The sequence below is a fragment of the Nocardia sp. BMG51109 genome, from assembly GCF_000526215.1.
In the GTDB taxonomy this organism is placed as follows: Bacteria; Actinomycetota; Actinomycetes; order Mycobacteriales; family Mycobacteriaceae; genus Nocardia.
The window spans coordinates 7,385,700-7,397,472 of record NZ_JAFQ01000004.1; the positions used below are offsets into that span (position 1 = coordinate 7,385,700).

7 protein-coding genes are annotated in these 11,773 nt (G+C 70.1%); 1 reads left to right on the forward strand and 6 read right to left on the reverse strand.

Annotated features, from left to right (window positions below):
• Window positions 1-93: 93 nt before the first annotated feature.
• On the reverse strand, window positions 94-2,295 hold the full coding sequence (locus tag D892_RS0134800) for a SulP family inorganic anion transporter (protein ID WP_024805678.1): 2,202 nt from the start codon (window positions 2,293-2,295) through the stop codon (window positions 94-96).
• A 455-nt stretch (window positions 2,296-2,750) separates the two neighbouring features.
• On the opposite strand from D892_RS0134800, the gene D892_RS0134805 reads away from it, so the two are divergent.
• Window positions 2,751-4,325 carry an amidase gene (locus D892_RS0134805; RefSeq protein ID WP_024805679.1) on the forward strand — a complete coding sequence of 525 codons (1,575 nt, stop codon included), beginning with the start codon at window positions 2,751-2,753 and terminating at the stop codon, window positions 4,323-4,325.
• Window positions 4,326-4,332: 7 nt separating this feature from the next.
• Here the strand turns inward: D892_RS0134805 and D892_RS0134810 are convergent, their stop codons facing one another.
• The 5 genes from D892_RS0134810 to D892_RS0134835 all read right to left on the reverse strand — a co-directional run bounded on the left by D892_RS0134810 (window position 4,333) and on the right by D892_RS0134835 (window position 11,698).
• Window positions 4,333-5,625, reverse strand: a complete 1,293-nt coding sequence (locus D892_RS0134810; RefSeq protein WP_024805680.1) for an ArsB/NhaD family transporter — start codon at window positions 5,623-5,625, stop codon at window positions 4,333-4,335.
• 127 nt (window positions 5,626-5,752) lie between these two features.
• Window positions 5,753-6,199, reverse strand: coding sequence for a CBS domain-containing protein (locus D892_RS0134815; RefSeq protein ID WP_024805681.1), 447 nt, complete (start codon window positions 6,197-6,199; stop codon window positions 5,753-5,755).
• A gap of 219 nt (window positions 6,200-6,418) precedes the next feature.
• The gene (locus D892_RS0134820; protein ID WP_024805682.1) at window positions 6,419-8,644 is read right to left on the reverse strand and encodes an MMPL family transporter; all 2,226 of its coding nucleotides are present in this window, start codon (window positions 8,642-8,644) and stop codon (window positions 6,419-6,421) included.
• Between the two features lie 703 nt (window positions 8,645-9,347).
• The gene (locus D892_RS0134825; RefSeq protein ID WP_156959822.1) at window positions 9,348-9,803 is read right to left on the reverse strand and encodes an NUDIX hydrolase; all 456 of its coding nucleotides are present in this window, start codon (window positions 9,801-9,803) and stop codon (window positions 9,348-9,350) included.
• 452 nt (window positions 9,804-10,255) lie between these two features.
• A complete protein-coding gene (locus D892_RS0134835; protein WP_024805685.1) occupies window positions 10,256-11,698 on the reverse strand; it encodes a condensation domain-containing protein in 1,443 nt (480 codons plus the stop codon).
• Window positions 11,699-11,773: the final 75 nt, after the last annotated feature.

Genomic DNA, 11,773 nt, shown 5'->3' on the forward strand with positions numbered 1-11,773 from the left:
CGCGGGCCCCACAATGCAACAACGCCCCGGGAGCTCACCCCGGGGCGTTGCCCGACCCGCCGCTCCCGGCCGTCGCCCGCGGCCGGGACCTCCCTAGACCGGCAGTGCCGTGACTTGCCTTGTGGCGCCGTCGATTTCACCGATCGCATCGGCGGTGATCTCGATGACGCTGGCGGTGGCGATATCGAAGAACAGACCGGACAGCACCACGCCGCGCTCCTCGATGCCGCACCGCACCACCGGATGCCGTGAGAGCACCTCGAGCTGCACCGCGACGTTCACCATGCCCAACTGATCGACCTCCGCGAAGCCGGCCGCCGCGGCCGCCGCCGCCACGGGATGCCCGGCCCGGAACCGGTCCAGGGTCGGCCGGCCGTGCGCCAGCCAGGCGTCCAGTCCGGATCCGGTGACCCGCTCGTGGAACAGCGCGTCCATCGCGCCGCAGCCGGAGTGCCCGCACACCACCACCGACCGGACATCCAGCTTGTCCAGCGCGTAGACCAGCGCCGCCTCCATCGACGTATCGCGCCCCCCGGCGGGGATCAGGTTGCCGATATTGCGGACGGTGAACAGGTCGCCGGGACCGCTGCTGGTGATCACGTTCGGCACGATCCGGGAATCGGCGCAGGTGATGAACAGCGAGTCCGGATTCTGGCCGTCGCGCAGCCCGTCCAGGTGCGGGCGGACCACGTGCGCGTGACCGCGGTGATAGGCGGCCACCCCGGCCGCGATCGGATCGGTGCGCGCGGTCCGGCGCCACGGGCCCAGCGCGTCGTTCAGGATCCGGCGGGCCTGGCCGCGGGCGGGCGGACCGACCGCCAGATCGGCGATCCGGGCCGCACCCATCTCCACGAAATCCACCGTGCCGCCGGTGCTCCGGTGCTCGCTCGCCCATTCGTGCAGCGCGTCGGAGGCAGCGTGATCGACGAAGTCCACCGCCAGCTCCACCGTCACCCCGGCACCGGCCGGAATCTCGGACAGCACGGTGGTCAGCCTCGGGACGGCCATGAAGGTGAGCGGCCCGTCGACGCCGACCACCCAGCGCCCGCCGACCGGCTGCGCGGTGACCGCCACCTTCGCCACCCGCCACAGCAGCAGCGCCAGCGCCAGCGCGAGACCGACCAGCATGCCCAGCAGCAGATTCGCGAACACCACCACCAGCACGGTCGTCGCGTACACGATCAGGTCGCCGGTGCGCCGGGCCAACCGGATATGGGCGAGCTTGATCAGCCCCAGACCGATGACGATCAGCAGCCCGGCCAGCGCCGCCTTCGGGATCTGCCGCACGAGCTCGACCAGCGCCACCGCGAAGACCAGCACCCAGACGCCGCTGAGCATCGTCGACAGCTTGGTCCGCGCGCCCGCCTTCACGTTGGTGATGCTGCGGACGATCACCGCGGCGACGGGCAGGCCGCCCAGCATGCCGGAGGTCACGTTCGCCACGCCCTGGCCGATCAGCTCGCGGTCGAGATCGGTGCGGCGGCCGGGGCTCATCCGGTCCACGGCGACGGCCGACAGCAGCGTCTCCACGCTGGCGATCAGCGCGATCGTCACCATCGCGAGCGCCACCGCGCCCCATCCCCCGCCCGGCACCTGCGGCAGCGCGAGGTCGTCGAACAGCGAACCGGACAGCACGATCCGCTCGACGCTGGTCGGCACCACCATGGCCAGCGCGGTCGCCACCACCACCGCGACCAGCGGGGCGGGCACCATCCGGACCCGGCTCGGCAGATACCGCCAGCCGAGCAGGATGGCGATGACGACGCCGCCCACGAACGCGTCGCCGACGTTGACCGACGCCAGCTGATGCGGCAGCTGGGTGATGCTCTCCCAGGACGAGCTCAGCGACTGCCCGCCCAGCAGCACGTGCAGTTGTTGCAGCGCGATGACGACGCCGATCCCGGCGAGCATGCCGTGCACGACCACCGGCGCGATGGCCAGCGCCGCGCGGGCGATCCGGCTCAGGCCGAACAGCATCTGCAGGACGCCCGCGCCGACGGTGATGAAACAGGTGGCGGCCCAGCCGAACTGGTGAATGGCCTGGGCCACCACCACGGTGAGGCTCGCGGTGGGCCCGCTGACCTGCAACGACGACCCACCGAGCAGCCCGGCGACCAGGCCGCCCACGACGGCGGCCAGCAGTCCGGCGGTGACGGGTGCGCCGGTGGCGACCGCGACGCCGATGGATAAAGGTAAAGCGACGAGAAAGACCACCACGGAGGCGGGAAGATCGTGGCGAAGCACCTCGGCGAGGCCGGGGAGCGACGTCCGTCGGGCTGGATCGGTGTCGGTCATATTTCTCCTTCGCCGAACCCTCGACGGGTTCGGTTCATCGGTCGAACATGTACTGGCATCGAGAAGCCGGCGGGCGAAGCCGGGTGAAGCGGGGAGCTGTGCAGCCGAGACGCTCTCGAGCTGTGCGACTGCGGAACTGTGCTGCTGCGAAACTGTGCTGCTGCGGAGCTGATGACTCCGCGGCGGAGCCGGTCCAATAGTAAAGACTGTGCAAAGCACATGAAAAGCTTCTGTGGTGACAAAGGTCGCACCGCGATCGAATCGTGATCTTGGTCATGTGACAGAGAACCCGCTGCGTACCCGGGCGACGGCCCGGCCGTAACGTAACGGGCCGTCCGCGCCGCGCTCGTCCGGTCCGCGGTAGGTAACGCGGAGGTGGACATCGGGCGACACAGGAGCGACCCGTTCGCCGGCATCGTGGCTCGGGCGATCCGGTGACAGCCCACTCAGGAGACATGATGGCCCGCGATACGACCACGCCGCCCGGCCGCCGGCGGCGCGAGTTCCTCGCCCTGGCCGGCGCCACCGCACTGGGGTTGGCGGCCCCCGGGCGCGCGAGGGCGCGCACGTCCGCGCACGAGATGGCGGAGATGACGATCGGCGACCTGGGCGCCGCGCTCGACGGCGGCGCGCTCACCTCCCGCGACCTGGTCCGCTACCACCTCGACCGGATCGCCGCCTACGACCGGTCCGGCCCCGCGATCAACGCGTTCATCACCGTCGACCACACCGCGGTCGACCGGGCCGCCGCCCTGGACGCCGAGCGCGCCGCGACCGGGAAACGCGGTCCGCTGCACGGCATTCCGATCGTGCTCAAGGACAATCTCAACACCGCGGACCTGCCGACGACCGCCGGCAACATCCTGTTCCGCGACTACGTTCCCGGCCGCGACGCGACGGTCACCGGGCTGCTGCGGCGGGCGGGCGCGATCATCGTGGGCAAGACGAACATGCACGAATGGGCGATGGGCACGACCACCGTCAGCTCCCTGGGCGGGCAGACCCGCAACCCCTACGACACCGCGCGCAATCCCGGCGGCTCCAGCGGCGGCACGGCGGCCGCGGTCGCCGCCGGGTTCGCCGCGGCCGGGCTGGGCACCGACACCCTCGGGTCGATCCGGATACCGGCCGCACGCAACAACTGCGTCGGCATCCGGCCCACCGCCGGACTGGTCAGCCGGGCCGGAATGATCCCGCTGTCGACGACCCAGGACATCCCCGGGCCGATCGCGCGCACGGTCGGCGACGCCGCCCTGCTCCTGGACCTCATCGCCGGACCCGATCCGGCCGACCCCAGCACGCTCGACACGGCCCGCCCGGAGATCGGCTTCTCGGCCGGGATGCATCCGAATGCGTTGGCGGGCAAGCGAATCGGCATTGTGGACAGTTTCTTCGGCGACCCGGCCGATCCCGACTGCGCGGCCACCAACGCCCTCGCCGACCGCGCGATCGGCGACATGGCCGCGCTGGGCGCCGAATTCGTCCACGTGGGCGACCTGGGCACCGTCACCTCGCTCGCCGCCGAACTGACCGAGTACGAGTTCCGGCAGGGCCTCGACCGCTATCTCGCCGAGTCCGGCACGCCGACGCCGGCGCGGGATCTGGCGGAGATCATCGCGTCCAACACCACCGTGCCCGACGTACAGCAGCAGCTCGTCGCCTACCAGCCGTTCACCACGGACTTCCCGATGTACCGGACGGCCACGGCGGCCCGCGCCGCAATGATCGGATACACGCTGGGCGTGCTCGACGACAACCGGCTCGACGCCCTGCTCTATCCCACCACGCCCACGGGTGCGCCGTTGATCGCCGCGGCGCCGGTGGCCCGGCACGAGATCCAGATGCTGGCCCAGGGCCGCAGCCCCGTGACCGGGCTGCCGGCCATCACCGTTCCGGCCGGGTTCACCGACCGGAACCTGCCCATCGGCATCGAGCTGCTGGGCAGGCCGTTCGACGACGGAAAACTCATCGGGATGGCCTACGCCTACGAGCAGGCCACCGGGCATCGCGCGCCCCCGCCCCTGGGGTGAGGCCCGCTCAGCCCGAGCCGAAGACGAAGTAGCGCAGCCACAGATACGGTGCGGCGATCGCGATGGTGATCGTGGTGACGACGATGCCCTTGCGGGTGAACTCCCAGAACGAGATCGGTGTCCCTGCCCGTTTCGCGATACCGAGCATGACCACGTTGGCGCTCGCGCCCACGGCGGTGAGGTTGCCGCCGAAGTCGGCGCCGATCGCGAGCGCCCACCACAGGGTGTCGGCGTGCTGGTCCATCCCGCCGACCAGCTCGGCGACCAGCGGGCTCATCGTGGCCACGTACGGGATGTTGTCGATCACGCCCGACAGCACCGCCGACACCACCAGGATCAGCATCGTCGCCACCAGCGCGTCACCACCGGTCGCGTCCACCGCCAGGCGCGAAAGATCCTCGATCACACCCGTTTTCACCAGCGCGCCGATCATCACGAACAGGCCCGCGAAGAACAGCAGCGTCTCCCATTCCACCGCCGACAGGTAATCCTGTTGCGGCACACCGGAGATCAGCACCAGCACCCCGGCGCCCAGCAGCGCCACCACCGACGGGTCGACGTGGAACACCGAATGCCCGACGAACCCGGCGAACACTCCTGCCAGCACCAGGCCGCACTTGATCAGCAGCCGCGGGTCGCGGATCGCCTCGCGCTCGTTCAGCGACATGACATCCTCGGCACGCTCCGGGTCGACCGAGAAACTGCCGCGGAACAACAGCGGCAGCACCAGCGTGAACACGATCAGTTCGAGGACCACCAGCGGCGCCATGTGCACCAGGAAGTCGTTGAACGCCAGGCCCGCCCGGCTGCCGATGATGATGTTGGGCGGGTCGCCGATCAGCGTCGCGGCGCCGCCGATATTCGACGCCAGGACCTCGGCGATGAGGAACGGCACCGGATTGATGTCGAGGCGCTCGCACACCAGCAGCGTGACCGGCGCGATGAGCAGCACGGTGGTGACGTTGTCCAGGAACGCCGACGCCACCGCGGTGATGAGAGTCAGCAGGATCATCACCCGCAGCGGAGATCCCTTGGCGCGCTTGACCGCCCAGATCGCCGTGTACTCGAACACGCCGGTCCGGCGCAGCACCCCGACGATGATCATCATCCCCAGCAGCAGGAAGATGACGTTCCAGTCGATGCCGGTGTCGTGGGAGAAGAAACTGTCGCCCGAACCGACGACACCGAGCGCGAGCACGATCGCCGCGCCGCCGAGCGCGGCCGCGGTCTTGTGGATGCGTTCGGTCGCGATCAGGACGTAGGCGACGGCGAAGACGCCGACCGCGACGACGGCGGACATGCTCACGACGTCCGCCCGGGCGCCGATGCGAAGGTACCGTCCCACGAGCCCGTGCTGCCGACCGGAAGCCCTTCCCCGGCGCCATGCCTGGTGCCGCCGTGCGACAGCCCGGTCGCGCGGGCGCGGCTCAGCAGCTCTGCAGCGACGCCTGCAGCAACCGGGACGCGGTGATCACGCCGATCATCTCGGAATCCTTCACGACCGCGACCAGCGGGCTGCGGAACTGCGCCATCGTGGCCGCCACCTCGATGACGGTGTCGTCGGCCTCGACGGCCGGGACCTTCGCCAGCCGTTCCGGGAGGACGTCGCGGACCTTCTTGCCGCGCAGCTTCGCCACCACCCGGTCGCACATCGACTCGTTCAGCACCCCGGCCAGCGACGGGTCGTCCTGCACGTAGGTCGGCACCAGGAAACGCACCACCTGCGACGCCGGCAGCACCGCCTCCGGACGTCCCTTCGGATCGGTCACCACGATGCCGGGCAGCCGGTGCTCGGCGAGCAGCCGGGCCGCGTCGAGCGCGTCGGTGTCCAACCCGACCACCGGATAATCCTCGGCCATCTGAGAAGCATGCACACTCGCAGGATACGACCGGACGGTGCATGATCACCGGTAGAGAAATCGTCAAGATCGAATCGGCGTGGGTCAACGGCGGGCCTCCTGTCGGCAGATTCCGCGTCGCCCGAGTTCACGGGCGTCGCTCGCCGACCAGACTTCCCGGCACACCTGGTAGTAAAGATGCCGTAAATGCCCTCGTCGGGGCAAATCGAATCGCCGGTGCCCCGGCCGCCGGTGCTACTCGACGGACTGTGGGGCGGAGGCCGCCGACCGGCCCGGCAACCACCAGTTCCAGCGCCCGAACAGCCGCATGAAGGCCGGGACCAGCACCATCCGCACCACGATCGCATCCAGCGTCACGGCCACCGCCAGGGCGAAGCCGATCTGTTTCAGCTCCAGCACATCCGCGGTCAGGAAGCTGCCGAAGATCACGACCATGATGGCCGCCGCGGCCGTGATCGGCCGGGCGGTGTGCTCGATGCCCTCCGCCACCGCGGCGCGGTTGCCCGTGTCGGAGTGGTCGCCGGCGGCGTCCCAGCGCTCCTTCATCCGCCGGATGAGGAACACCTCGTAGTCCATCGACAGCCCGAACAGGATCACGAACACCATGCCCGGCAGATAGACCTGGAGGTAGCCGGGACTGTGGAAACCGAACAGCGATTCGCCCCAGCCCCATTGGAAGACGGCCACCGTCAGGCCCAGGGCGGCGCCGGTGGCGAGCAGGTTCATCGCGATCGCCTTGAGCGGCAACACGATACTGCGGAACGCGAACACCAGGAAGGCGAACGACACGATCAGCACGAACGCCACCACCGCGGGCAGCCTGCCGGTAATCATGCCGGAGACGTCGACGAATCCGGCGTTGACGCCGCCGACCGTGGCCTGTACGCCGTCGAGGTGTCGGGCCCGGTCGCGCAGATCGGTGACCAGCCGCGCCGATTGCGGGTCGTCGACGGCCGCCGCGGGCAGCGCGACGACGAGCGTGCGGCCGTCGGATTGCTGCTGGAAGGCTGTGGTCACGCGCGAGTCGGCGCTCGTCGCGGCCACGAAACGGTCCAGTTGATCGGAGCCGTCGGCGGTCAGCGGCCCGCCGCCCGGACCCGTCGCCACGATCGTGATCGGCGCCATCGTGCCGGGCGGGAAGTCGGCGGCCATCACCTGGGCGGCCCGGCCCGCCGGTTGCCCGCCGAGGCTGTCCACGCCCAGGTTGAGGCCGTGCTCGATGCGGGTGAGCGGCAGTGCGAGCGCCAGCAGCAGTAATACGGCGCCCACCCCGAACAGCAGGGGCCGGCGCATCATCGTCTGCGCCCACCGATACCAGTTGCCGTGCGCCGCGGCCGCCTCACCGCGCATGACCGCCGGCCGGAACCGCTCCGGCAGCGCGCCGCGGTTCACCGCGGGACCCAGCTCCGCCAGCAGCGCGGGCAGCAGGATCAGCGCCACGGCCAGGGTGGCGGCGACGGACACCGAAATCGACAGCGCGAGGCCGCGATACGTCGGGGCCGGGATGAGCGCCAGCGCGACGACGGATACCGCGACGATCACCCCCGACGCGAGGACGGTGCGACCCGCGGTATTCATCGCGGCACCGATCGCCTCCGCCACGGCCGGATCGCGGCGGCTGGTCACCCCGGCCCGGCCGAGTTCCTCACGGAAGCGGCTGACCACGAACATCGCGTAGTCGATGCCGATGCCGAGCCCGATCATCGACGCCATCGTGGTCATCAGGATGTCGATGCCGGTGAGCGGGGACAGCGCCAACAGCACGCCGTTGGCGAGCAGGATCGCGGCCAGCCCGATGCCGACCGGTACCGCCGCGGCGACCACGGCGCCCAGCGCCACCATCATCACCAGCAGCGCGACCGGCAGGCCGATCATCTCCGCACGGGTCAGATCGGTCTTCTCGGCGGTGGCGAGATCGTTCTGGATCGGCACGAAACCCGTCACCGCGACGCCGATGTCGCCGGCCCCCGCGGAGCGCAGATCGTCCTGCCAGTGTTGTGCCCGATCAGCCCGCTCCGGTGGCGTGCCGGTCTGGCCGACCAGTGCGAAGGCGGTGTGCCGGTCCGGCGAGATCTGGCCCATTCCCTCGAACGGGCCCGTCACGCGGGTGATGCCCTCGGCGCCGTGCAGGCGGCCCAGCACCTCCGACACCGTCTGCCGGAACTCCGGGCTGTCGACCGTGCGGGTCGGCGAATCGAAGACGACCACGTCCTGCTCGTCGCCGAGCGCCGGGAAATACTCCCGGACCAGCTGTTCCGCGCGCAGGAATTCGGACTGCTCCGGGTTGTAGTTCGGTGCCTCGAGACGCGATTGCAGCATCGGATAGGCGATGCCGCACAGCACCAGCAGCAGCACCCAGACCCCGAGCACGAGCCGGCTGCGGCGCGCCACGGCGCGCCCCCAGCGTTGCACGAGACCGACCGACGGCCTGGCCTCGACCAGCTCCTGTGTCACGGCCATGGTCCCTCCCGCTGCTCCGAAAACGTCTGCGCCGCACCGCGACCCGGGACGAACCCGGCTTCGCCGGATCAGTCGGGTCCTCGGACCGCGCCCCCTTCCGGAAGGGACAGTACTTCGTCCGAGCCGAACGAACCAGCTACCCCGGGACGACCTCGGGCTCCTACCACGGTATGAGCGCACCGCCCCGCTACTCGCCGGCGCCGGTTCGACTGTCGTCCGCCGCGACCCGACCATCTGTCGTCCCGGCGCTCCCCCACCGTCCTCAGCATGCTCCTACGACCCCAGCCCGCGATCCCCCGCATCATCCCGGCGCGATGTCGGCCGAGATCCGTACCGCAAGCGCGGGCACCGTCCGATCCGGCCGAGACCATGCCGGAACGACAATGCGGGGAACGCCGGAACGAACGAAGGAAGCACGCGCGGCAGACCGCGGGAGGACGCACGGCAGACGAAGGTGCCCATCGTTGCCACGCAGGATCGGGTGGCCGGATGGTCACTCGGCGGCGATGACCTCCAGGTCGAACTTGGTGGCCACATCGGGTGCCGGTGCACGACGACGCCGTGCCGCGGCGGCGGACGACCACCGCTCGGCATCCGCATGCGCGGAAATGACACCGTGCGTCCGTATCCCGGCAACGAGCAGGCCGACCGCCGCGCGCCGGGAAGGATGACCGCAGCTCCGACGGCGCCGCCGCACCGACGGCTACGGGTACGCGAGTTCGCGGTAGGCGTCCAGGATTCCGCGAATGGACGAGGTGACGTGCAGGTCGCCGTCCAGGGGAGCCCAGATGTATCCGCCGTGGGCGCTCAGCCGGACCGGGCCGGTGCTCGCCACTTCCACCACGAAGTGCAAGCGGCGCACGGGGTGTCCGGCCGGGGACAGATAGTCGAAATCGCCGATGTGGTGGCCGACGGCGGTGACCAGCAGGCCGGTCTCCTCGGCGACGCCGCGAATCACCGCCCCCGACACCGATTCCCCGGGTTTCACGGTCGCTCCGGGAAGCTTCCGGGTGGGCTGGATGGGCCCCGAACTGTGCGGTTCCAGCAGCAGCACCTCGCCGCCACGATCGATGACGGCACCCACGCGCAGCCCGACACCGTCTCGTTCACCGTGCGGAAGTACCTCGTCGAACATCGACACCGACATCGGCGAACTCACCAACCTTCGATCCGGCGTACTCGCCGCAGCCAACCGGCGGCGATTATTCGATATTACCGCGACGTGTCCACCACATGACACCAGGACGCCTCAACACCGAACTCGTACCTGCTGTTCCGCCCCGGACCGCGCAGCCTGCGCACCTCGCTCCGGTCCCCTACCAGCCGTTCCAGCGGGCGCCGGACCACCCGGAGACCGGGCGCTCGAACCGGCCCACCCGCGACGAAACCGGGCGGCAACATCCGCGCGCGGCACGATCCGGACACATCCGCCCGCCATGGAGCGGCTACCGGGCGAACGGCCACCGGCGGGCTCCGCACACTTCCGCGCGACCGGCACCGGTGACGACGATCATGCCGGAGACGGCGCGTCGGGACGGGCGATCCGCCCGATACCGCTCCCACCGTGCTTCGCGCATTTCGAGACGGCGCCGCCGCACCGGCTGGTGCGGTTCAGCTTTCCGATCGAGCCGGTGCCGTCGGCGCAGCGGGCGCTGGTGGAGCTGATTGCCTGAGCGCCCGCTCGAACACCGCGCTCATGGCGGCCACGTAGCGTTCGACGGATTCGTGCGCCACCGGCGTGTCGGGGTAGATGACGCTCAGCGAGGTGCCCGACGGGAATCGGTTGACCCAGATGAGGACCTCTTCGGAGGCCGCGCGGTTGGCGTAGATGCCACCGGTCACCTCGCCGAAGAACTCGCTGCCGATGAAGTCGCGGGCGTCGACGTAGGAGATCATCGGATTCGGATGCCCCGGTCCGGCCTGGATCTCCGAATCGGCCGGCAGTAGCTCCAGGACGCGGTGAAAGGTCGTGGGGCCCAGCCGGATACCGTTCTCGTAGGCCCGCTGCGCGATGGTCGCGGCACGCTCGAACGACGTGGTCGGGCCGACCGGGAACGCCACCGGCACCAGCGTCACGTACCAGCCGACCGAGGCGCGCTCCGGCGCGGAGGTGCGGGTGCTGATCGGCGTCATGCCGAAGTAGTAGTCGGAGCCGACGAGCTCGCGTTCGGCCAGCGCCGCCGCGGCGAAGACCCCGCCGATGAACTCGGCCTCGTTGTCCCGGCAGTGCTGTTCGAAACGCAGCGCCTCCTCCTCGCTCAGCAGTTCGATGCTGCGGTGCGCGCTGCGGTTGTACACGTCCGACCGCCTGCCGAGATTCAAAGGGAAGGAGGGCAATCGGCCGTCGTTGCCGCGGATGAGCTCGAGCCACTTCCGGACGCCGAGCGAGGCCGGGGTCAGCTGCGCGGTGTAGCCGCGCTCCATCGTGCAGTAGTCGAGATAGCTTGCGGCCGGAGGGAGTTCGTCGACCTCCTCCCCCACCTCGGCCGCGTACAGGTGGGCCAGGTCGTAACACGACAGGTACTGCCCGAGACCGTCGGTGTGCAGGTGGTCGGCGGCGAGGTACACCGTGGTCGACTCGCCGTGCTCGATGACGCCGAAGGTGAAGCAATCCCATTGCAGCGGACCGGGAGTCGTCTTCTGCACGTGCTGGCGGATGGCCTCGGGATCGTCGATCAGGCCGTAGTCGACCGGAGCGAAGTCGACCGCCCCGGCGTCCACGAGATGCCTGCGCACCACGCCGCCGGACGCGAGCGAGAACCACGTCCGGAAGGTGTCGTGGCGCATCAGGAAGGCGTTGATGGCGCGCGTCATCGCCTCCTGGTCCAGGTCGCCCAGGGGTATCTCCGCGGTCACCAGGCACAGTCCGGAGAAGCGGAAATCGGCCTCGGAATGCCGATCGGCCAGTTGCAGATACTGCTCCTGCTGGTGCGACGGCGGGGCCGGATGCACGGGCGCCTGCGCCGCCCGCGCCAGCGACTCCGGCGTGGCGACCCAGGTGGTCAGCCGGCCGGGCGCCGGTTCCCACTCGTCGATCAGCCCGAAATTGACCACGGAGACAACCTCTCTTCGTCGAAACTGCGGGGCCGGTACCGCCGGTCCGCCGGTCGGCGGAAACCCTTCCGCCGA

Excerpts from the sequence above, each read along its gene's own strand:
- D892_RS0134800 (WP_024805678.1), bottom strand. The coding sequence starts at position 2,295 with ATGACCGACACCGATCCAGCCCGACGGACGTCGCTCCCCGGCCTCGCC.
- D892_RS0134805 (WP_024805679.1), top strand. The coding sequence starts at position 2,751 with ATGATGGCCCGCGATACGACCACGCCGCCCGGCCGCCGGCGGCGCGAG.
- D892_RS0134810 (WP_024805680.1), bottom strand. The coding sequence starts at position 5,625 with ATGTCCGCCGTCGTCGCGGTCGGCGTCTTCGCCGTCGCCTACGTCCTG.
- D892_RS0134820 (WP_024805682.1), bottom strand. The coding sequence starts at position 8,644 with ATGGCCGTGACACAGGAGCTGGTCGAGGCCAGGCCGTCGGTCGGTCTC.